The 21471-nt window shown below is 70.4% G+C and carries 21 protein-coding genes and 1 pseudogene; 14 read left to right on the top strand and 8 right to left on the bottom strand.

The features are described 5' to 3' along the window. The first annotated feature begins 631 nt into the window (after positions 1–631). The 6 genes from ACTWP8_RS14325 (at position 632) to ACTWP8_RS14300 (ending at position 9224) form a co-directional block, all read left to right on the top strand. Positions 632–2101 carry an FG-GAP repeat protein gene (locus tag ACTWP8_RS14325; RefSeq protein ID WP_443322521.1) on the top strand — a complete coding sequence of 490 codons (1470 nt, stop codon included), beginning with the start codon at positions 632–634 and terminating at the stop codon, positions 2099–2101. A gap of 378 nt (positions 2102–2479) precedes the next feature. Then, the gene (locus ACTWP8_RS14320) at positions 2480–2644 is read left to right on the top strand and encodes a hypothetical protein (RefSeq protein WP_443322520.1); all 165 of its coding nucleotides are present in this window, start codon (positions 2480–2482) and stop codon (positions 2642–2644) included. Positions 2645–2788: 144 nt separating this feature from the next. Beyond that, entirely contained in the window at positions 2789–5386 is a 2598-nt protein-coding gene (lanKC, locus tag ACTWP8_RS14315; RefSeq protein WP_443322519.1) for a class III lanthionine synthetase LanKC, read from the top strand. Between the two features lie 63 nt (positions 5387–5449). Then, positions 5450–5581: a SapB/AmfS family lanthipeptide gene (locus tag ACTWP8_RS14310; RefSeq protein WP_443318312.1), complete on the top strand. Its 132-nt coding sequence runs from the start codon at positions 5450–5452 to the stop codon at positions 5579–5581. A gap of 125 nt (positions 5582–5706) precedes the next feature. Then, complete coding sequence (locus ACTWP8_RS14305) at positions 5707–7473, top strand: ABC transporter ATP-binding protein (protein WP_443322518.1); 1767 nt, start codon at positions 5707–5709, stop codon at positions 7471–7473. Positions 7474–7478: 5 nt separating this feature from the next. Further along, complete coding sequence (locus ACTWP8_RS14300; RefSeq protein WP_443322517.1) at positions 7479–9224, top strand: ATP-binding cassette domain-containing protein; 1746 nt, start codon at positions 7479–7481, stop codon at positions 9222–9224. Positions 9225–9239: 15 nt separating this feature from the next. Here ACTWP8_RS14300 and ACTWP8_RS14295 read toward each other — a convergent pair whose 3' ends face one another. Continuing rightward, positions 9240–9542 carry a LuxR C-terminal-related transcriptional regulator gene (locus ACTWP8_RS14295; RefSeq protein ID WP_443322516.1) on the bottom strand — a complete coding sequence of 101 codons (303 nt, stop codon included), beginning with the start codon at positions 9540–9542 and terminating at the stop codon, positions 9240–9242. Positions 9543–10411: 869 nt separating this feature from the next. Here ACTWP8_RS14295 and ACTWP8_RS14290 point away from each other — a divergent pair. The 3 genes and pseudogenes from ACTWP8_RS14290 to ACTWP8_RS14280 form a co-directional block, all read left to right on the top strand. After that, positions 10412–10870, top strand: a pseudogene (locus ACTWP8_RS14290) (Na+/H+ antiporter NhaA); the annotation flags it as partial. Positions 10871–10931: 61 nt separating this feature from the next. Then, entirely contained in the window at positions 10932–11441 is a 510-nt protein-coding gene (locus ACTWP8_RS14285) for a S8 family serine peptidase (RefSeq protein ID WP_443322515.1), read from the top strand. 248 nt (positions 11442–11689) lie between these two features. Continuing rightward, positions 11690–11851, top strand: a complete 162-nt coding sequence (locus ACTWP8_RS14280; protein ID WP_443322514.1) for a hypothetical protein — start codon at positions 11690–11692, stop codon at positions 11849–11851. A gap of 96 nt (positions 11852–11947) precedes the next feature. Here ACTWP8_RS14280 and ACTWP8_RS14275 read toward each other — a convergent pair whose 3' ends face one another. Both ACTWP8_RS14275 and ACTWP8_RS14270 read right to left on the bottom strand, forming a co-directional pair. Next, a complete protein-coding gene (locus ACTWP8_RS14275; RefSeq protein WP_443322513.1) occupies positions 11948–12118 on the bottom strand; it encodes a hypothetical protein in 171 nt (56 codons plus the stop codon). A gap of 36 nt (positions 12119–12154) precedes the next feature. Next, positions 12155–12511 (bottom strand): PRC-barrel domain-containing protein, encoded by a 357-nt coding sequence (locus ACTWP8_RS14270; RefSeq protein WP_443322512.1) that lies wholly within the window; start codon positions 12509–12511, stop codon positions 12155–12157. 752 nt (positions 12512–13263) lie between these two features. Here ACTWP8_RS14270 and ACTWP8_RS14265 point away from each other — a divergent pair. Both ACTWP8_RS14265 and ACTWP8_RS14260 read left to right on the top strand, forming a co-directional pair. After that, complete coding sequence (locus tag ACTWP8_RS14265; protein WP_443322511.1) at positions 13264–13980, top strand: GAF and ANTAR domain-containing protein; 717 nt, start codon at positions 13264–13266, stop codon at positions 13978–13980. 77 nt (positions 13981–14057) lie between these two features. Beyond that, complete coding sequence (locus tag ACTWP8_RS14260) at positions 14058–14786, top strand: GAF and ANTAR domain-containing protein (RefSeq protein ID WP_443322510.1); 729 nt, start codon at positions 14058–14060, stop codon at positions 14784–14786. Between the two features lie 24 nt (positions 14787–14810). Here the strand turns inward: ACTWP8_RS14260 and ACTWP8_RS14255 are convergent, their stop codons facing one another. The 3 genes from ACTWP8_RS14255 to ACTWP8_RS14245 all read right to left on the bottom strand — a co-directional run bounded on the left by ACTWP8_RS14255 (position 14811) and on the right by ACTWP8_RS14245 (position 17527). After that, positions 14811–15299 carry a hypothetical protein gene (locus tag ACTWP8_RS14255; RefSeq protein WP_443322509.1) on the bottom strand — a complete coding sequence of 163 codons (489 nt, stop codon included), beginning with the start codon at positions 15297–15299 and terminating at the stop codon, positions 14811–14813. A gap of 488 nt (positions 15300–15787) precedes the next feature. After that, entirely contained in the window at positions 15788–16216 is a 429-nt protein-coding gene (locus tag ACTWP8_RS14250) for an STAS domain-containing protein (RefSeq protein ID WP_443322508.1), read from the bottom strand. Between the two features lie 768 nt (positions 16217–16984). Then, positions 16985–17527 carry a GNAT family N-acetyltransferase gene (locus ACTWP8_RS14245; RefSeq protein WP_443322507.1) on the bottom strand — a complete coding sequence of 181 codons (543 nt, stop codon included), beginning with the start codon at positions 17525–17527 and terminating at the stop codon, positions 16985–16987. A 242-nt stretch (positions 17528–17769) separates the two neighbouring features. On the opposite strand from ACTWP8_RS14245, the gene ACTWP8_RS14240 reads away from it, so the two are divergent. The 3 genes from ACTWP8_RS14240 (at position 17770) to ACTWP8_RS14230 (ending at position 19079) form a co-directional block, all read left to right on the top strand. Then, the gene (locus ACTWP8_RS14240) at positions 17770–18348 is read left to right on the top strand and encodes a DUF5994 family protein (RefSeq protein ID WP_443322506.1); all 579 of its coding nucleotides are present in this window, start codon (positions 17770–17772) and stop codon (positions 18346–18348) included. A gap of 5 nt (positions 18349–18353) precedes the next feature. Next, positions 18354–18653 (top strand): hypothetical protein, encoded by a 300-nt coding sequence (locus ACTWP8_RS14235; RefSeq protein WP_443322505.1) that lies wholly within the window; start codon positions 18354–18356, stop codon positions 18651–18653. Positions 18654–18773: 120 nt separating this feature from the next. Then, complete coding sequence (locus ACTWP8_RS14230; RefSeq protein WP_443322504.1) at positions 18774–19079, top strand: GNAT family N-acetyltransferase; 306 nt, start codon at positions 18774–18776, stop codon at positions 19077–19079. Between the two features lie 35 nt (positions 19080–19114). Here ACTWP8_RS14230 and ACTWP8_RS14225 read toward each other — a convergent pair whose 3' ends face one another. Beyond that, positions 19115–20179, bottom strand: a complete 1065-nt coding sequence (locus ACTWP8_RS14225; RefSeq protein ID WP_443322503.1) for an NAD(+)/NADH kinase — start codon at positions 20177–20179, stop codon at positions 19115–19117. A 311-nt stretch (positions 20180–20490) separates the two neighbouring features. Then, positions 20491–21432: an NAD-dependent epimerase/dehydratase family protein gene (locus ACTWP8_RS14220; protein ID WP_443322502.1), complete on the bottom strand. Its 942-nt coding sequence runs from the start codon at positions 21430–21432 to the stop codon at positions 20491–20493. Between the last annotated feature and the right edge of the window lie 39 nt (positions 21433–21471).

The following is a 21471-nucleotide window of genomic DNA, read 5'->3' as shown; positions in this document are numbered from 1 at the left end:
GCGACCACAGCAAGAGGTCCCGAAGGGACCGTTGCAGGCCACTTCGTCCACTCATTCCTCATGCATCTCTTAGGGACGATGCACGGTCCTACTCGTCTAGTGCATCACAACCGGTCCCATTGCGCGCGTCGGCGCCAACGCAGTATCGCTCGACGTCTACCGGTTGTCGCCTGACCACGTCGCCGAGCTGTTGAGCCAAGCCGGGCTTCCACGTTGAACGTGACGAAGCGCGCTTCCGCTAGCTGACAGCCGGATGCAATGCCCGTCTCAGTTTCCGTCTCGTTCAGGCACGTCCGTCCTCGTTCGATTCCCGTCACCCGCTCCACCTGACAGCCCCAGGCCAGCGGCCCGGGGCTTTTGTTACCTGGACCGACCTCGCTGCCAGGGCGCTGCGTAACGCCTTTGCTCCCACGACATGGGGCACGCGGAGGGCGCGACTCTATGGTGATCTCGCCGGAGACCCGCCGTGAAGTTCGCGCGGGCAGCCGACTCCGAGGGCGACAGATCCAATATTTGGCTGCCCACGTACAACCATCCGCGCACTCACGGTGTCGTATGGGCGGAGCCCCACGCTCCACTTCCGTCCCCTGAGACTGGAGCAGTTTTGCGCGTACGTACTTTGGCCGTTGCCGTGACCGTCGCCGCCGCGGCGTCCGCGGGCCTGTCCCTGACCCTCGCCCCCAAGGCGAGCGCCGTCACCGCCACGGCCGATGACTTCAACGGCGACGGGGTCGCCGACCTCGTCGTGGCCACCCCCGGAGCCCCCGTCGGCGGATACACCGACGCCGGCTCGGTCACCGTCCTCTACGGCTCCGCCGACGGGGCATCCCCCGCCCGTTCGGCGACCGTCACCCAGAACTCCTCTGGCGTCCCCGACGCCGCCGAAACCGGCGACCGCTTCGGCAGCACCTACACCACCGGCGACCTCGACGCCGACGGCTATACCGACCTCGTCGTCGGCGCGCCCGGTGATCAGGTGGGCTCCGGCGGGTCCTTCGGCGCCCTCACCGTCCTGTGGGGCGGCGCGGGCGGCCTGGCCAACGGCGGCATCCAGATCGCCAGCCCGCTCGCCGACAGCGCCTGGGAGGCCGAGAAGGACTTTGGCAAGAAGGTCGAGATTGCCGACCTGGACGGCGACGGCACCCCGCAACTCGCCGCCCTCAGCCGCAACAAGCTGTGGGTGTACGACGACCTCGCTGGCCGCACCGCCCCGGACGGCCCGAAGTACTCCGAGTACTTCAACGCCTACATCGAACCCCGCACCCTGACCGCGGGCGACTTCACCGGCGCCGGGCGCGCCCAGCTCGCCATCACGGGCCCCAAGAGCTGCGACGGCACCACGGACTGCCAGCACACCGCCCTCTACAGCTGGGGCGCCGAGCGGCTCGACTGGGTTGCCGTCGCCGACCCGGGCGCCGGCTCCGCCGGTGAGAACGAGGCACCCACCGTCTCGGCTGCCGCCGGGGACATCGACCACGACGGGTACACCGACCTGGTCACCGGCCACATCCCGGAGTCGTCGAGCACGGCAGGCGAATACTCGGACGCCGCGGGCTTCGTCCATGTCCGCTTCGGCAGTGCGGACGGCCTCGGCGCCCACCGCACCGCCAACCTGGACCAGGGCACCTCGGGCGTCCCGGGCGTGAACGAGTCCGGCGACAACTTCGGCGCGTCGGTCGCGGTCGGCGATGTCACGGGCGACGGATACGCGGATGTCGCGGTCGGAGTGCCGGGCGAGACCGTCAGTGGCGTGACGCAAACCGGCGAGGCAGTCCTGCTCAAGGGCACGGCCACCGGCCTAACCGGCACCGGTGCCCAGGCATTCCACCAGGCCACCAGTGGTGTGCCCGGGGCCTCGGAGGCGTACGACTGGTTCGGCTCCGGCGTGCGGATCGCCGACGTCGACGGCAACGGCATGGAGGACGTCGCGGTCGCTGCGAAGGGCGAGGACGTCTTCTCCGGATCGACGCGCGACGGAGCCGACTGGGTGCTGCGCGGCTCGGCGGCCGGCCTGACGGCGACCAACGCCACCTCGTTCAGTGAGAAGCCCTTCGGATTCGCCTACCAGAACAGCGAGTTCGGCTCGGTCCTGGGCAACTGACCTCTCGCCCGAAACCTCGTACGTCCCTTCGTGTGTGACTCTCGCACCACGGGAAATCACCACGTCCGCACGCCATCCCGTCGCGGTCCTGTGCTGTGTCGCCCTGCTCGCGGGCGCGGGGCAGCACAGGTTGCGACTCGGATGGCGTCGCGGAGGGCCCGCAAGGCGGTGAGGGCTGGGGCTCGCTCCAACGGGCCCAACGTGCCGAGCAGGACGTTGACATGGGACTTCACGGTCCCTGTCGGCACGCGGAGGGCGTCGGCATCTCTGCGTTGGTGAATCCCGCCGCGACCAGCGAGAGGACGTCGCACTCGCGCCGGGTGAGCGCCTACCCAACGAGCAGGCGATGGTTCGGGGGGCTCACCGCCCCATCCCCTGGTGTTCTCGCACCCGGACACCACCGTCTCCGAGCTCCGCCGCACCGCGTTCGCCCGGCGGCTCCCCACCGAGCTCTCGGAGCTCGCCGGCCCGGCCCGCGGCACCGTCGGTCTGACGCTGCACCTGGCGTGGTTCGCACGCGCCCTTGATGCGCAGGGCCCTTGATGCGACAGGGGTTGCAGTGGATCACTGCTGTGCTGCACCTCTCTGCCACCCATGGATTTCTTCACGGGTGGTTCATGACAATCGCAACTGTTGCAAACGCTGGTGACGTGAAAACGTCTGAACGACACCGGCCGAAGGAGTGCGATGAACAAGGGGTACGCCGTCTTCTGCGACGCGGACCGGCAGTTCTACGACGCTCCGCATCGGTCGCACGAGGAACGCAGCGGTTCTGCCGCTCTCTACGAGGCCGTGCGGCGCGAGCTTCCGGACGGCTGGCAGCGCCACCGGTCGGGCGACTGGCTGGCGTTCCGACCGCTCGACAGTGCCCTGCCCAGCCAGGGGTGGAAGATCCACGTTTCGGCCTGCCTGGACAACGCGGAGAAGGTGCTCGCCCAGGTCTGGGACTACTGCGTCCCTCGATCCGTCGCCTTCAAGTGCATGCCGAGCCGCTATTTGCTGCACACCCGCAACGCCAAATACGCCGACCGCGCCGCCAGTGGGAAGTTCCTCACCGTCTACCCCGCCGACGACGACCAGTGCCGCACCATTGCCGAAGACCTGGACCGTCTGCTCGGAGGCGAGCCCGGTCCGTACATACTCAGCGACTTACGCTGGGGCGCGGGTCCGGTCCATGTGCGCTACGGCAGCTTCACAGAGCGGCACTGTTACGACGACCGGGGTGAGCTGTGCCCCGCGGTCGAGGACAACCATGGACGGCTTGTCCCCGACCGGAGGGACCCGACGTTCCACGTCCCGGACTGGGTCACCCTCCCCGCGTTTCTCGAACCGCATCTGGCCGCCCGCTCCGCCACCACGCTCAACGACATCCCGTACCGGTTCGAGCGCGCGCTGCATTTCTCCAACGGCGGCGGCGTGTTCGTCGGCCGGGACCTGCGCACCGATGAGCAAGTGGTCCTGAAGGAGGCCCGGCCACACGCCGGCCTGGCCGCGGACGAGGCCGACGCGGTGACCCGGCTGGAGCGCGAGAGGGACGCACTGCGGCGGCTGTCCGGGCTCGGCTGCACCCCCGAGGTGCGCGACTGGTTCACCCTGGGCGACCACTCCTTCCTCGTCATGGAGTTCATCGAGGGCCGCCCGCTCAACAGCTTCTTCGCACACCGGCACCCGCTGATCGAAGCGGATCCCAGCCCGGAGCGGCTCGCCGAGTACACCCAGTGGGCTATGCGGGTGCACCGCCTGGTGGAGGACGCCGTATCGGCGATCCACGCGCGGGGCGTGGCCTTCAACGACCTGCACCTTTTCAACATCATGCTGTCCGAGGACGAACGCTCGGTGGTGCTGCTGGACTTCGAGGCCGCCGCGGTCGATGACGTGAACCGGCGTCAGGTGATCGCCAATCCAGGGTTCGTCGCACCTGCCGACCGCAAAGGCTTCGACGTCGACCGGTACGCCCTGGCGTGCCTGCGCCTGGCCTTGTTCCTGCCCCTCACCAGTCTGTTCGCCGTGGACCGGGCGAAAGCCGCGCATGTGGCGGAGATCGCCGCCGAGCAGTTTCCGGTGCCGCGCGATTTCCTCCAGGAAGCGGTCGCCGAGATCCTTCGCGGCCATCGTGGCGCGGACCTGCCAGGGGGCAGGACCCGCGGCGCAGCGGATCCCTACTTACCCGTGGAGCTCGCCGACTGGCCACGCAGCCGCGACTCCATGGTCCGGGCGATCCTGGCCTCCGCCTCTCCGGAACGGGAGGATCGTATCTTCCCCGGAGACATAGCCCAGTTCATGCCGGTCGGCGGCGCATGCTTCGCCTACGGAGCGGCCGGCGTCCTCTACGCCATGGCCGAGACGGGCGCCGAACCGGCTCCGGAGGCGGAAGAATGGCTGCTGAGGGCCGCGAAGACCCCCGCTTCCGGCAGCCCACTGGGTTTCTATGACGGCCTGTCCGGCATCGCCTGGGTCCTGGACCGGCTCGGGCACCGCGAACGCGCCCTGGACCTCGTCGACACGATCACCTCCCAGAGCTGGGAGGACATGGCCCCCGACCTGCACAGCGGACTGGCCGGACTCGGCCTGGCCCTCGATTCCCTGGCCACCTCCACGGGCGAGAGTGCCCTGCGCGACAAGGCGCTCCAGTGCGCACGACTCGCGGCCGACAAGGCCGGCGCTCCCTCACCCGGGCAAGTCGGCGCCGGGACCCCGCGGGCCGGACTCCTCCACGGAGGCACCGGAACGGCGCTGCTCCACCTGCGCCTGTACGAGGCGACCGGCGACCACGCCCTGCTGGACCTGGCCGCCGACGCGCTCCGCCGCGACCTGGCCCGTTGTGTACGAAGCGTGGGAGGAGCCCTCCAGGTCGACGAGGGCTGGCGGACCATGCCCTACCTGGGCGCCGGCAGCGTCGGCATCGGCATGGTGCTCGACGACTACCTCGTCCACCGCACCGACGAAGATTTCGAGAAGGCCAGGGGCGAAATCGTTCAGGCGGCGCAGGCCAAGTTCTATGCCCAGCCCGGCCTGTTCCGCGGTGCCGCGGGCATGGTGCTGCACTTGAGCCGCACCACGACCGGAGGCCCGGGCACCCACGCCGCCGATCTGCGCCGCCAGATCGACTCACTCTCGTGGGGCGCGATCCCCTACCAGGGGCATCTCGCCTTCGCCGGCGAGCAGATGATGCGCCTGTCCATGGACCTCAGCACCGGCACAGCCGGCTGCCTGCTCGCACTGGGCAGCGCGCTGCACGACCAGCCCGTGCACCTGCCCTTCCTCCCGCCGCCACGGCGGCCCTGAAGCCGGTCCCCTTACTCGGGGGGACCTGAGCAAGATCCGTCCCCAATGGAGAGGAACACCACCATGACACTTCTCGACCTGCAGACGATGGAAACCCCCAAGTCCGAGGCCACCGGCGAGCTCGCGACAGGCGGCAGCCGCGCAAGCCTGCTGCTCTGCGGTGACAGCAGCCTGAGTGTCACCACCTGTAACTGACCCATGGTTGCCACAGGACTTCGGCCTGTGGTGAACCGGCGCCGCGGTCCCGGGCGAACGACTTCGCCCGGGACCGCGGTGCGCCTGCCCCGCATCTCTCCAACGGAGGCGAGGACTGCACCCCTATGGCCCCGACCCCCCGCCCTGGAACGCCACGGAACGCCACCACGGAACTCATACCCCTCGCCCGTGCTTCAGGCATCCTGGCCGGTGCGGTACGGCACAGTTCGGGCCGCACCTTCGCCGTCTTCCTGTTCAGCGCGGCATCTGCCGCCGCGGCAGTCGCCCTGCCTGCCACGCTTGGGCACACGCTCGACCTGCTGCTCGAAGAAGCCGCGGGGGTGGAGCGAGCCGTCGTGCTGTGCGCCGTGCTGGTCGCCGCCGAGGTTCTCTTCGACGCCCTGGAGGCGCTGGTCGGCGGCGCGACCAGCGCCCGCAGTACCGCCTGGCTGCGCCGCCGCGGAGCCGACCACCTCCTGTCCCTCGCGCCGCACCGTGCCGCCGACCGCTTCACCCCGGGCGACCTGGTGACCCGGCTGACCGGCAACGCCGCAGAGGCGGGCACCGCGCCCACCACGGCGGCCATCGGCCTGGCTTCGCTCCTCGTCCCGGTCGGCGGTCTGGTCTCCCTGGCGCTCATCGACCTCTGGCTGGCCGTTGTCTTCCTCGCGGGGATTCCCCTGCTGGCCCTGTTGCTGAGGGTCTTCGCCCGCGGGTCCTCCGACAGCATCTCCCAGTACCAGCGCGTGCAGGCGGACGTCGCCGGCCGCCTCCTCGAGGCCCTCGGCGGCGCCCGTACCGTCGCCGCCGCGGGGACCGCCGAGCGCGAACTCGCCCGCGTGCTGGCGCCGCTTCCCGAACTGGGCGCGCAGGGGCGGCGCATGTGGCAGGTCTACGGACGCGCATCGGTCGGCAGCGGGATTCTGGTGCCCCTGCTGACCACGGTGGTCCTCGCCGTCGGCGGGCTGCGGCTGGTCGGTGGAAGCCTGTCCGTGGGCGACTTGCTGGCAGCCGCCCGCTATGCCGCCCTCGCCGCCGGCCTGGGCGCGGTGGTCGGACAGCTCAACTCCCTTCTGCGCAGCGGCGCCGCGGCCCGCCGCATCGCCGAACTGCTCGCCCTTCCCGCCGTACGCCACGGGACGCGTCCGCTGCCCGCCGACGGTCCTGGGCGCGTCGAGCTGCGGGCGGTCACCCTCAGCCGCGGCGGCGCTCCGGTGCTGCGGGGGGTCGATCTGGTCGTGCCCGGGGGCACGACGATGGCCGTCGTCGGGCGCTCCGGCGCGGGCAAGTCCACTCTCGCCGCCGTCGCCGGACGGCTGGCCGACCCCGACGCGGGGGTGGTGCTACTGGACGGCGTACCGCTGACCGAGGCCGATCCGTCGGAGCTGCGCCGGGAGGTGGGGTTCGCCTTCGAACGGCCGGTCCTGTTCGGCGAAACGGTCGGCGCGGCCATCGGATTCGGGCCGTACGAGCCCACCGTCTGCGAGATCGGGGCCGCGGCGCGGGCGGCGGGGGCCGACACCTTCGTCCGGCTCCTGCCCGGCGGGTACTCAGCGCCGCTCTCCGACGCCCCTCTGTCGGGCGGAGAACTGCAACGCCTCGGGCTGGCACGGGCCTTCGCCCATGCCGGCCGGTTGCTGATCCTCGACGACGCCACCTCCAGCCTCGACAGCATCACCGAACTCCACGTCGGCCGGGCCCTCGTACACGACGTCCGGACGGGTACCCGGCTGCTGATCGCCCACCGCGCCTCCTCGGCGGCGCGTGCCGACCTGGTCGCATGGGTCGAGGACGGCCGCATCCGCAGGGTGGGCCCACACGAACGCCTGTGGGAAGAGCCCGACTACCGAGCCGTGTTCGCAGACACCGGTCAGGACACGGGCGGGAGTTGATGAAGATGACCGGCTCACGGCTCCTGCCGCAGGCCGTGCGCTTCCTCGGACGCCGCAAACGCGTGCTGCTGAAGCTCAGTGGCTGGTCCCTGCTCGAATCGGCCCACACCTTCCTCGGCGGTTACGCCGTGGCGATGGCGCTCGACCGGGGCTTTCTCGCCGGCCGCACCGGCACCGGCCTGGCGTGGCTGGCGGTGGCCGCGCTGGCCATCGTCATAGGTGGCCTGGCCACAGGCGGCGTCTTCCGAGGACTCGCCGACCTCGTCGAACCGCTGAGGGACGGCCTGGTACGCCGGGTGGTGACACGGTCGCTGGACCAGGCGCTGGCCGAACCGGCGTACGCCACTGACAGCGCGGTAGTCTCCCGGCTGACCAACCAGGCGGAGATTGCACGGGACAGCTTCGCGGGGCTGGTGCTCGTGGCCCGGTCCTTCGTCTTCACCGCAGTCGGGGCGCTTTTCGGGCTTGCGGCGCTCGCTCCCGCACTGCTGGTCGTCGTGGCGCCACCGTTGCTGACGGGACTGCTGCTCTTTCTGGCCACGCTGGCGCCGATGGCCGCCCGACAACGCGACTTCCTCTGTGCCGACGAGGCTCTGTCGGCACAGTTCGGCTCGATGGCTCAGGGTCTGCGCGACGTGGTGGCGTGCGGCGCAGGGGCACCCATCTCGGCGCAAACGCACGCGCTGATCGAGCGGGAAGCCAAGTCGGCACGGTCCCTCGCCCGGTGGGCGAGCGCCCGCTCTCTGGCACTCGGCATAGCCGGACACCTTCCGGTGGTCCTGCTCCTGGTCGCCGCACCCTGGCTGCTGCGTCAGGGCGTCACGGCGGGCGCCCTGCTCGGCGCGCTGACGTATCTGACCCAGTCCCTCCTGCCCGCTCTGCACAACCTGATGAACGCGCTTGGCGCGGCCGGCACCAGGCTGCTCGTGGTCCTCGGCCGGCTGTCCCCCGGGCCGGACCCCCGCCCGACCGTCCCGGTGCCCGCGGGCGCCCCCGAGCGGCCGGCGCAGGCACGGGGACGCCCCGACGCACCGCGGGTCGAACTGCGTGCGGTGACGTTCGCCTACGGTCCGGCGGCGCAACCCGTGCTGCGCGGACTCAACCTGACGATCGAGCCCGGCGAGCACCTCACCGTGGTGGGGCCCAGCGGGATCGGCAAGTCCACGCTGACCTGTCTGCTGGCCGGCCTGCTCGAACCGGACAAGGGCGAGGTACGGCTTCACGGCCGGCCGGCGCACACGCACGCCCTGGACGACCCCTCCCGGCTGCGCGTGCTCATCCCGCAGCAGGCCTACGTCTTCACCGGCAGCCTGTACGAGAACCTGCTCTACCTGTGCCCGGACGGAGCTTCGCGGTCGGCGGTGGATGCCTCGTCGGAAGCGGTCGGCCTCGGCCCCCTGGTGCGCAGGCTCGGCGGGTTCGACGCGCATGTCGATCCCGCGGCCCTGTCGCAGGGCGAAAGGCAGCTCATCGCGCTCGGCCGGGCGCATCTCTCCCCCGCGCCTCTCGTCATCCTGGACGAGGCCACCTGCCACCTCGATCCGGCGGCCGAGACCCGGGCAGAACGGGCCTTCGCCCTGCGGCCCGGGACGCTGATCGTGGTTGCCCACCGGATCAGTTCGGCTCGGCGCGCCGACCGGATCCTGGTGCTCGACGGCCTCAACGCCACCTGTGGGAATCATCAGGAGCTGCTCGACCACTCGTCGCTCTACCGTGACCTGGTGGGACGCTGGCACGCCGAGAAGATCTGAGACGGCCCGCCCCGTCTACACCCAACCCGCCCCGTACGAAATACGGACGACGTCAGTCCAGTTACGGGCGTTGGTCTTGCGGATGATTGCGGACATGTAGTTCCGCACAGTCCCCTTGCTCAGTTGCAGAGTGCTGGCGGTCTCGGGGACGGAAGCGCCGTCCGAAGCGAGTGCCAGCACACTCAATTCACGGGGAGTCAGTGACATGTCGGCCGCCTGGACAAGGTCCGCAGCGAGCGAGGCGTCGACGTACCGCTTCCCCGCTGCCACAAGCCTGATCGCGTTCAGCAACAGGGTCGGCGACGCGTCCTTGTTCACGAAGCCCAGAGCCTTGGCCTGGGCGGCCCGCCGCAGAACTCCGGGCCTGCACGAGGTGGCCAGGACGAGCAGATCGCATCTCTGCCCGGTGGGGTGGGCCGGTAATCGCGAGGACCCCGGACAGTCCGCGTCCACAACGCAGAGGTCAGGCCGTAACGAGCGAGCCTGGCTCGGTGCCTTCTCCCAAGATGCGGCTGACACCTCGATGTCGTCCGCATGTTCCAGCAGCGCGGTCAGGGCCGATCGCATCAACCATATGTCGTGCACCAAGAGCACCCGGGTCACGTTTGCCTCACTTCGACAAGAAGTACCGAAACCTACGCCGCGCACGCCCATCCCTACCCGGCTCGGATGGAGCGATGGCTCGGCTTTCGGCCAGCTGCAGGTTGTCCCTTGTCCGAGCGGCGAGACTGGCCGCCACGGGGCGAGGTCGACTCCCTCCTGCCTGGGCTTCCATCTCGTGGCCGGACTCGACGGGCCGCTCAGGGGGCAGGGCACCGCGTCCGGTCTCCGGCTGGTCGTCCATGCGGCCGTCGACGGAGTCCAGGTGGCTGCCACCAGCGCCGACGTGCTCGGCACCGAGCCGGACGGGGAGCCGCCGGCCGGCCGGCGGCTGTGGCCGGTCCCCGCTGGTGGGCACCGCCTAGCCGAGGCAGTCACTCGCGGACGGCGCATCCAGGTGCCCGCCAGGGCGCCGCCCCCGCTCCCTTGCAGCCGCAACAACCTGCTCTGGCCCTGCTACGGGTGTCTCAAGCAGCCCGCCCTGCCCGAGGGCGGAAGAGGGGCCCAGGACGCCGAGTCGGCGGCGCTCGCGCCCCATCCGTGCTCGCGCGCGGCGCAGCGACGGCGGCTGCGAGGCCTGGCTCCGCATTCGACTGCCTCGCCGGACCGCCTACTTCGGGGTCGCCGCGCTCGGGCTGGACCTGTCGGTGGAGCACTGGACGGCCGATGGGCTGCTCACCATCTTCTTCCTGGTCGCGGGGATCGAGCTCAAGCGCGAACTCGTGACCGGCGGGCTGCGCACCAGGGCCGCGGCGGCCCTGCCGGTGGTCGCCGCGGTATGCGGCATGGCGGTGCCCGCTGCGATCTACCTGGCCACGGTCTCGGCCGGCGACGGGCGTGCGAGTGGCTGGGCGGTGCCGATGACCACCGACATCGCCTTCGCCCTGGCCGTACTGGCCGTGCTGAGTACGCACATGCCCACCGCTCTGCGGGCCTGCCTGCTGACTCTGGCGGTCGTCGACGACCTGGGCGCGATCCTGGTCGTGGCGTTGTTCTTCACCGGCGATCTGAACCCGGCCGCCCTCGGGGGAGCCTTCGCCGGGCTGTTCGGTCAACCTCAGCCTCGGCGGCTGGGACTCGCCCGAGACCGACCCGATGGAGGAGGCCGTGAACACCCTGTCGGCCAAGTCCGGGACACTGTTCGTCATCGCGGCCGGCAACAGCGGGCCCGGACAGCAGAGCATCTCCTCACCGGGCAGCGCGGACGCGGCACTCACCGTGGGCGCGGTGGACAAGTCCGACCGGCTCGCCGACGTCTCCAGCCGCGGCCCGACGGCCTCGGGCGCGCTGAAGCCCGACCTGACCGCCCCCGGAGTGGACATCGTCGCGGCCGAGGCGGCCAGCGGAGCGATCGGCGACCCGGTCGAGAAGGGCTATGTGTCCCTGTCCGGCACCTCCATGGCCACGCCGCACGTCGCCGGCGCGGCGGCGATCCTCGCCCAGCAGCACCCCGGGTGGTCCGGCACGCAGATCAAGGTGGCGCTGACCGCCTCCGCCAAGGGCGACCCGGTGCTGTCCCCGTTCCAGCAGGGGACGGGACGGCTCGACGTGGCTCAGGCCGTCAAGCAGACCACGGTGACCGAGCCGGGCACGTTCGACTTCGGCACGCAGCGGTAGCCGCACGACGACGAGCCGGTCAGCAAGACCCTCACCTACCGCAACGACGGCGACAAGGCGGTGACGCTGAACCTCTCCACCAGCGCCTTCGCCCCGGACGGCAGCGCCGGGCCCGCGGGTCTGCCGGGCGTGACGGCAAGCCGACGGGCAACTACTCCACCCTGCTCGCCGGTCTGGACACCGGCTTCTACTCCTACCCGCACGAGCAGGACGGCTCGGTCACCCTGCGGCTCCCCAAGGGCCGCTACATGGTGGACAGCACCCTTCTGTCCACGGCGGGCGGGCAGATCACCGGCACTGACTGGCTGATCCAGCCGATGCTGCACCTCACCAAGGACACCGTGGTCGGCCTGGACGCGCGCAGGGCCAAGCCCCAGACGATCTACCGGGCTTACACGACCAGGAAGTAGCCCAACCACCACCCCGGAGGGCGCCGCTGCGACGGCGCCCTCCGGCACACTCGCTCACCAGGGCCCGACCGGAGCGCAGATTCGTGGATGCCGGTGTTATCGGATGGGGCGCCGAGCAGAGCGCCGGGACCAGCGCACGGCGTGGAAGGCCAGGTCGGCCACGAAGAGCACGATGCCGATGATCAGCAGGTAGAACAGCCCCTCTGCTACCGCTCCGATGATTCCCAACACGACGGCGACCAGAACGAGAAGTAGGAAGAGAGCCATGACGCGAACACCTCCTTGGGACTGAGCGCTGGGCGGTCAGCGGCGCGCGAGTTGCCTCTCGCCGCCTGCCCCCGTCCGGTAGGCCATGTCGTAGTGCTGGAAGATCGCTTCCTCTGCCTCGGCGGGGAGGATGTCGTCCATGCCGACTGAGGGCGCCTTCTTCACCAGCGCCTTGGTGTAGGAGACCTTGACGTAGTCCGGTCCGAGGATCGCGTCGTCGAGGGGGACGAAGGCCAGCTGGTGACGGGTGGGGAGTCCGGTCCGGACCGTGGCCATGGCCGGTTCGTCGGTGGTGGTGTCCACATAGATCGCTTCGAGCACGCCGATCTTGTGGCCCTTCGGGTCGACGACGCTGTGGTTGCGCCACTCACGGATATTGGCTGCCTGGATCATGGCGTGTCCTCCTGAGCCGTTCGCCCGGTCGGCGCGAGCCGTGCCAGGGGTAGGCGCAGCCCGCCGAGGCCGATGTAGCTCTTTGCCTTCCAGGCTATCCAGGAACCTCCGCGTCGCGCCCTCGCGCGGTGCCGGTATCGACCGTGGTAGGCGACAGGCATGCCGAGGAAGCCTTCCCGTCTGCAGGCCGTTCCTCTCTGTTGCGGACGGCTACGCCGCGTGATCGCCCACTCACCAGTCGGACGGGGATGGCGGCGGTTCAGTGATCTCGAGCTGTGGTCGCGTTCTCTGGGCTTCGCGCCGCCTGGGTTCCTCACGCTGGTGCCGCTGGGGCTCGTTGTCTCCTCGGCCGATCCGGAGCGCGGGCGGCGTCTGGGAGCACTGAAACGGCGATGATGAGATGAGGCCTGGAGATGGTCACGTCTCAACCGGGGCTTACCCGGCCGCTGGTAGCAAGACAGTGACGCAAGGGCACATACTCAAGTCTCTTGGCTGCTATGCGCGTTTCGGGATTTCCACCGGGTGCGGTTGCCCGCTCTCCCCGGATTCCGTCGCGGCCGGTGTCAATGGTGGGGTGGAGATCTCCATGGCCTGGTGCTTCGAGTATGCGTGCCCGCTGAGGTCAAGTCCGTGCGCTCGCCCCGTGGCGACGTCCTGGCACGCTGCCGAGGCCGCGCCAAGTGGCGAGCCGGCGCCCCCGATACGGTCCGGGCATACACATGTCTAGCCGGACGGCCAGGATCCTGGGGCTGGTGGCCGATGAGGCGGCGCGACAGGGCACCCGGGTGGACGTGGCGGCTGTGTGTGCCGCGGCGGTGGCGGCATTGCCGGTGAACGGGGCAGGGTTGTCCGCCCTGTCGGGGATCCCCGTCGGGCACGTTCTCTGTGCCACCGACGAGGCCACTGAGCGACTGGAGGAACTCCAGTTCACCTTGGGGGAGGGGCCATGCGTGGACGCCTTCACCTTCGGAGGGCCGGTCCTGACGTCCGATCTGCGGGCCATGGAGATTCAGCGCCGCTGGCCCGCCTTCGCCGCTGCGGCCTCAAAGGAAGGGGCGGGTGCGGTCTTCGCGCTCCCCTTGCAGATCGGGGCGATCCGTCCCGGGGTACTCGACCTGTACCGCGGGCGGCCGGGTGGGTTGAACGCCGATGCGCTGGCCGAGGCGTTGGTGTTCGCCGACACGGCGACCCGGGTGCTGCTCGACACACAGGCCTGCGCGCGGACCGATCCGGCCGATGGTACGGCATTGGACGGGCAGTTCGAGGGCATGGGCGGATACAGGGCCGAGATCGACCAAGCCACGGGCATGCTTACGGAACAGCTTGGCGTCGGCATCGATGAGGCATTCATCCGTCTGCGTGCCTACGCCTACGCCTACGATCGTCGGCTGGCCGAGGTGGCCCGTGCCGTGGTGTCCCGCAGACTCCGCCTCAGTCCCGACCCCGACCCGGCGAGCGACGATGCCTGATCTCCCGGTGGCCGAGGAACACTTCCTGCCTTCCGGGCTCCCCGGGGCGGCAGTACCGTCATCAGAGGGTGAGCAGGATGGATGAGCAGCTCCTGGCCAGGACGTTCGTCGAGCTGGCCGACAACCTTGTTACGGACTTCGACCTGATCGACTTCCTCCGGTTGCTCACCGACCGATGCGTGGGAATGCTCGACGTGTCTGCAGCAGGTCTGCTGCTCGCGGACCGGGACGGCGAACTCCGGGTGATGGCGGCCTCCGACGAACAGGTGCGCCTGCTGGAGCTGTTCCAGCTCCAGAACGCCCAGGGGCCGTGCCTGGAGTGCTTCCGTCGCGGGTCAGCGGTGACGGTTCCGGACGTGGAGGCCGAGGTCGATCGGTGGCCCCGGTTTGTGGTGGAATCCCGGGCGAGCGGGTTCGCCGCGGTCCAGGCCCTGCCGATGCGTCTGCGCGACGAGGTCGTCGGAGCACTCAACCTGTTCCGGGCCACCCCCGGTCCCTTCGATCCCGGTACCACTCCCATTGCCCAGGCCTTGGCCGATGTCGCCACCATCAGCCTGTTGCAGCAACGCTCCGCCCATCGCAGTGGCGTGCTCAACGAGCAGCTGCAGACCGCGCTGAACAGCCGAGTGGTGATCGAGCAGGCCAAGGGCAAGCTCGCCGAACGCTTCGGGGTCGACATGGAGCACGCCTTCACAGCTCTGCGGAGCTACGCACGCTCGCACAATCGCCGCCTGTCCGACCTTGCCCACGCCTTCATCGACGGCTCCGAAACCCTCGCCGAACTGGATCTTCGCCCCCAGCCCTGACGGCAGCCTGCACGCCGGCTGTTGTCAGGGCGAGGGCGACGCATGGGCCGCAGCTCCGGCCGGACGGTTTCCCGGCGGTGCGTTCGTCACCTCGCGATGGCAGGGCGCGAAGAGCAGCCACAATCCCGAGCGCAGCCGTGCGGCGACGGCGTACTCGGGCAGTCCCAGGGCCTCGGAGGCCGTGGCACAGGTGCGGTCACCGATGAGGGTGAGGGCCGGCTCGACGCGGTCGAGGGGGGAAGCATCATCCGGGCACCGGCCCCCGGTGGCAACGGCGTCGAGGTGCGTGTGCCGCGGGCGTGTTCTGCGCGGTGCGAGCTGGTCGTCCGGTTCGGTGAGCAACTCGGCCAGGGCCGCACCGCTCATGTTCGGGGCGTCCGTCATGAGGGTGGACAGGGCGTGGATGACCGCAAGGTGGCGGTCGCACCAGGCGATGATCGAGCGCTGATGGGCAAGGAGCCTTTCGGCCCGAGAGTCCCGGGCCCAAGCGGCGGAATACGGCTCGGTCGGCATGTCACCACAGCCGCTTCGGGTCTCGCACCAGGACCGTGACGGCCCCTCGGACGCGTGGCGTTCGAAGGCGGGAGGTTGTCGCGCTGATGGTTGCGTTCATCGTCGCTCCCCAGATGCGGTTCCGTCCGGCGGGATGCCGGACTGTGGCCACGTCGGGGTCCGGGACGTTGAATGGCCAGCCTAGTGCCGGGTGTCTGTCCGGACCAGGGTGCCTGCCCTGCAGGGCCCACCTCGCGGGACGTCGGTTGTCCCGGGCGGGGTTGGGGTGGCGGAACACCCCCGTCTACTCCGATCGCTGACTGTGGGTGTCGTGAGCCAGGGCGTTCGGCCGAGCGGGGTTTCGGCGTTCCAGGGGATGGACCGATCCGCCAGGTCTTCGCGCCGGCGGTCGGCCTGCCAGGGGCACAGTCGGCGCAGGCGAACCGCTCCCGTTCTCCGCTGTCCACGGCCCGGCGACTTCGGGGACGGGCGGGGACCGGGCCGGTCGGTCATCGGGCACCGTCGGTCTCCGCGAGCGGAACGGGTGCGCGCCGCCCCTCCACCTTCGGGCGGGCCGGGGCGAGGTCGACCGCGGCACAGGTGTATTCACCGTCGACGGGGAGTACGAGCAGGTGGCTGTCGGTGTGGGTGAAGACGAAGAGCCTGACCAGCATCGGCCTCGGGTGGTGCAGCCGCAGGGACCCGCCGAGTGCGGCAGTGCGCTGCGCTGCACGGAGAAAGGCGTTGAGTCCGCTGCAGTCGCAGAAGGACACTGCGGTCAGGTCGACGTCGATGACGCGAATTCCGTCGCGCAGGCACCGGTCCAGGGCCTCGCGCAGACGGGGTTCCGAGCCCATGTCGATCTCACCGGCAAGGGTGATCAGGGCCCGGCCTTCGGTGTCGTGTCGAAGTGCGCTCAGCAACTGAGGGATGGGCATGGTGCCTCCATCTTGAGGTGACCCCGCCGCGCCAGCGGGGTTATGCGGGATCAGGGCGGGTGAGAGCCGGAACCCGAGGACGTCGCCAGGCAGGGGGCAGTCGCACCAGGTCGTGAGGGGGCAGCAACCTGTGTGCATCTCCGTGAGGCAGAGGAAGGCAGAGGGAACACCGAGGAACGGTCTCCCGCACCCCGGCACGGCTATTGGCTCCCGCACAGCGTGGATGGCGTCTCAGGGCGGCCACATGACAGGCCTCGAAAGCGAGCCGGTGGCCATCGGGGAAGCACCGGGCGGCCGATAGCTGGTTCGCCTCAGGTGAATCCGTATCAACTGACAGTGTGCCGCCGGGGTCCAGGACGTCTGCCCCAAGCGTAGCCCTATTCGGGCCTGAAAAAAGGGGCGCGCGACGTGAGCCCTGCACACCCCCCTCCGGGACCGTCGGGGGAGGGGCAGTCTCCGCACACCCGGCGCAGGGGAGATCCGAGCCAGGGTCACCGGTGCGTACCAACAGCCGAATGCCGCGACGGCGGCTCCGCCGGGGGCGAACAGCCGAATGCCGCGACGGCCTCCATCGCTCGGTGTCCTCGAGTGGGAAACCAATTCGGTTACGCCGGTTGCTCGGAGAGTGTTTCGTGCGTCGCGACCGCCTCGACCAGCGTCATAACCGCCCCGGCCTGCACCCACATCGCCGACTGGATCAACGACAGCGCAACAGGCGTCCACGCTCGGCGTCGTGGCCTTTGTTGACGGCGACGCCGACGAGGGTGATCAGCGGGGGGCGTGCCGGCCCCAAACGTCCAGGGGTGATGCTCCGGAGATGGATTGGAGCTGTCCGAGTTTCGTCCAGGCCCATGCCTGGCAAGTGTTCCGGGCCGGGCCGTTGCCCGGGTCGATGAGCGCGACGGCCAGGGCTGCGTCGCAGCGGGCCAGGAGGTGGTCCTTCAGGCGCGTGGCGATGTGACGTCGCCGGTAGGCGGGGAGGACCATCACCTCGGCCAGGACGAAGACCTGTCCCGAGGCGGTGAGTTCTTCGATCGCCGAGGGGAAAGCGCCCAAGAAGCCCTGCCACCAGGTGCCCGAGCGGTCGGCTCTGAACCCGTAGGCACAGCCCGCGAGTTCCGGCGTGGAGGCGATCACCATCTCGAAGCCGGGGTGCTGGACGTGGTCGGCGAACCGCAGCAGGAAGTCCTGGCGGTCGCGGAACTCCTCGCCCAGAACTCCCTTGTACGCCTCGACGTACACATCGGCCATGGCCTCCCGCTGCGTCTCGGCCTGCCAGCGGGTCAGCCTCCTGAGGAACACCTCTGCCATACGCCCTCCCCCACCACCGCCGTGTCAGCTGCGTGCCGAAACCGGGAACGTCCCGCCCTCACAGAATGACAGCCCGAAGGGGCACAGAGAATCCGGCACCTCGGCGCGGTCCGTTCAGCCCCACCGCGGAGTAGCCTTGGCCTATCGAGTGCATGTCGCATACCGGCTTTCATGCCGGCGTCGTTCTCGATGAGTGATGACACCCGGGCCCGTGTCCACGGGCTCGGAGACGGGTCCGCGCCATGTCCGCGACCACCGACCGCCCCCTGCCACGGCAAGAGACCGACGCAGCTGTGCCCGCCCGCCTCGCACTGAAAGCCGCGGGCGCCTCCCGTGGACTCCTGGACGGCGCCTGGTGGCCCCGCTCCCGCGACCTGCTACGCGAACTTCCCGCTCTGACCGACGTGCTGGACCCTCTGCGGGGAAGGGTCACCCGCATCGCCGTCAACCCTCAACACTGGCCGGTCATACCTCCCAAGGTGCCCGTCAACGGACACGTGGTGAAGGTCGGCTGGTTCACTGCAGAGCTGGACCCGCACAAGCTCCTGCTTCTGTCCCACACCACCGGCCGCTGGGACCTGCTGGTGATCCCGCCGCACACCAGTGCACCCGCAGCCGCCCGGCTGATGGCCGCCGCGACCGACGACGCCGGGCCGCCGCTCACCGCAAGCACGCTCATGGTGGTGGAGGAAGCCCGCCACGACATCTCAGCGGATGGCCCGGCGCAGGACCCCGGAGAGGCTTGGGAGGACGAGGGCGGCGCCTTCTCGACGTCCGCGCCCGTTCCGGCCCAGCCCGGCCGCCGGATCGTGGGAATGTGACCGTCATGGCCACCGCCCTGACCATCGCAGCCCTCCTGGCCCTGATCGCTGGGGCGGCACATGTGATCCAGCGGCTCAACGCCCAGCATGCTGGGCGCATCGCCCTCTTCCTCTACCACGGTCGGCTGCCCGGCCGCGAAGATCCCGCCCACGAAGATCCCGGCCGCGAAGGTCCCGGGCACGAGCCCGGACAGCCACTGCCCAAGCCGACCGCGCAGCCCGAACTCCGGCCCAGGCGCGACAACCGGGACGGCGGCCGGGGCCGACTGCGCCCGCGGCGCCGGAGCATACGGGCCCGGGGCTGACGCAACTGGCCCATCGTCCGCCGGCGCCCCGCCTGTGATCGACGTGGCGGGTACACGGCGCTTACACGGCGCTACGAGGCGGCAATGAGGCAGCGTCGAGGCAGTGACTAGGAGGACCGCATGGAGCCCCAAGTGCTGAACAACGCCGAGGAGTCCCGGTTCGAGGTCCACGCCGACGGAGAACTCGCGGGATTCTCCGAATACCACCGCTCCGGCGACGAGGTCGAGTTCACCCACACCGAGATCGACTCACGCTTCGAGGGGCGCGGCCTCGGCGGGAAGCTCGTCCGGGCGGCACTCGACAGCGCCCGCGAGCAGGGCCTCGCCGTACTGCCCCACTGCCCCTTCGTACGGGGCTGGATCGGCAAGCACCCCGACTACGCCGACCTGGTCCCGGAGGCCCAGCGCCCCCGCTTCGGCCTCTGAGGCGCCGACGGACCGGCGGACGCCGGAAGAGGCGGTCACTGGTCCGGCGGAGGCGGCGGCAGACGCAGGTGTCGCAGGTCCTCCGGCACCGGACTGGCCGGCCGGTACAGCGGCGGGGGCTGCCCGTCGGCGACCGCCGCCGGGGCATCGGCCAGCCGGAACCGGTCGCGCAGCCGCCCGTAGAAGTCCGTGGGCCCGAGCCGTACGAGCCGCAGCCGGCGCTGCGCGCGGTACACGCCCACCCAGTCGCCCGGATCCAGTACGCCCCGCAGCTGCCCGTCGATGCTCACCGCGACCTGCCCCGAGCGCTGCAGCACCTGCACCGCGACCGGCTCGTCCGGCGCCGCGACCAGGGTGCGGTTGAACGCCATGTGCGGGGCGACCGGTGTGAAGAGGACCGCGTCCATGTGCGGCGAGACGACCGGCCCGCCCGCCGCGAAGCTGTACGCGGTCGAGCCCGTAGGCGTCGCCACGACCACCGCGTCCGCCGAGTAGGCCGCGAACAGCCGCCCGGCCAGATACACCGCCACGCTTGCCTGCCGGTCCCTGGCCAGCTTCTCGAAGACGACGTCGTTGACGGCCGTGACGTCCATGGCCACTCCCCAGCCGACGTCCTCCGGCCCACTCTCCCGCACGGGCGGCGGGGGCAGCTCGGGCCCGCGCCCGTAGCGCAGCAGGGCCTCCATGCCCGGCGGGATCTCCAGCGGGCGCGAGGCGCGCAGGGTGAGCGTCATCCGGTCCTCGATCAGCACCCGGTCCTGGTCGACGGCGTCCAGGGCCCGCTCGACCTCGTCGCTCGCCGCCTCGGTCAGGAATCCCACCCGCCCCAGGTCCACCCCGAGTACGGCCGCGGCGCAGTGGGCGGCAATGCGCGCACCGCGCAGGAACGTCCCGTCGCCGCCGAGCGTGACGACCAGGTCCGGGCGCCCGGCGGCCTCCGCCTCCCGCAGGCTGCTGTGCCGGGGCCGGCCTTCCCGCCACACGTCGATGTCGGTGCAGCGGACGTCCCGCGCGTGACACCACGAGCGGACCGTTCGAGCGGCGCTCACGGCCTCCGAGCGGGCCTGGTGGACCACCAGGCCGATCCGATGCACAGACACCAGCGGACCTCTCCGTGCGGGGCGCCGACCGGGTTCTCACGACCACCACGCCCCATCCCAGTCTGGGTGCCCCGCGACCGCTTCGCCAGCACGGGCCGTACGGCGGCAACGCCCGGTGGAACGGCTGTCACTCTCGGCGTTCCCGACGCCTTCCCGACGCGTTCACGTCCACTAACCCTCGACGCCACCCTGGTCATGCTCCAGGCCAAGATTCCGCGCCCCCGGAAACCGGCAGGCCATCCCCACGATCGCGACGTCATCACGCCGCGCTCCCGCTGAACCCACTATGGAATCCTTCGCCGTCACAGATGTCACCCTGTGGCCGCCAGTCGCTCACGCCACCAGTCCACCGTCGCCTTGACCTGCTCATCGACGGGGGTGGCTCGTACCGTGAACTCGGCTTCGTAAGCGCTCGAATCGACTGCAAACGGCCGGTCGAACTGATAACGGATCTCTTTCAGTTCGCGGAGCAGCGGGGAGAAAACCGATACGACACCCAGCACGGCCGGCGACAGCCTGCGCACCGCGACCGGCCCCGTTCCCGACTGAGCGGCAAGGCGGTCGACCATCTCCCGGGTGGACAGCGCGGGCTCCGTGGGGACGTGCCAGGCCCGTCCCCAGGCCCGTTCCTCGCCCGCGACCTCGACCAGGGCCCTGGCCACATCGGGGAGATAGCTCCAGCTGTGCGGGGCGTCCGGATCCCCGAGCGTGGAGACCGGCTTGCCGCGCAGCAGTCGTGGCATGACCCGCGCGGCCAGGTGCCCGCCGTCGGTCACGCCGGGCCCGAAGAAGTCCGAGGCCCGCACCTCGACCGCCTTGATACGACCCTGCTCATGCAGTTTCCGCGCCTGCTCCCAAACGGCGACGCGCACCCGCCCCTTGGGGCCGGTCGCCGCGAGCGGCAGCTCCTCGGTCATGGCACCGTCCACGGGACCGTAGCCGTAGAGGTTGCCCAGCATGACCAGGACGGCCCCGGTCGCCTCGGCCGCCGCGCAGACCGACGAGGCCAGCGGCGGCCATTCACTCGCCCAGCGATGGTAGGGCGGAGCGGCACAGTTGTAGATCGCGGCCGCGCCCTGCGCGGCCTCGATCAGTCGCTTGCTGTCCGTCGCGTCCAACGCGACGTGCTCGATGCCGGGCTCCGGGCTTCGGCCCGACTTGGTGACGACCCGTACCGAATGGCCCTGTTCGACCAGCAGCCCAGCAGTGGCCGCCCCGGCAGGCCCGGATCCTAATACGACATAAAGGCTCATGCGCGCACACTAGTGCGCGTGTGTGTTGCGCTTGTGTCA

This window comes from Streptomyces sp. 7N604, assembly GCF_052245475.1.
In the GTDB taxonomy this organism is placed as follows: Bacteria; Actinomycetota; Actinomycetes; order Streptomycetales; family Streptomycetaceae; genus Streptomyces.
The sequence above is the reverse complement of the archived record's forward strand: the minus strand, read 5'-3'. Positions and strand labels throughout refer to the sequence as shown.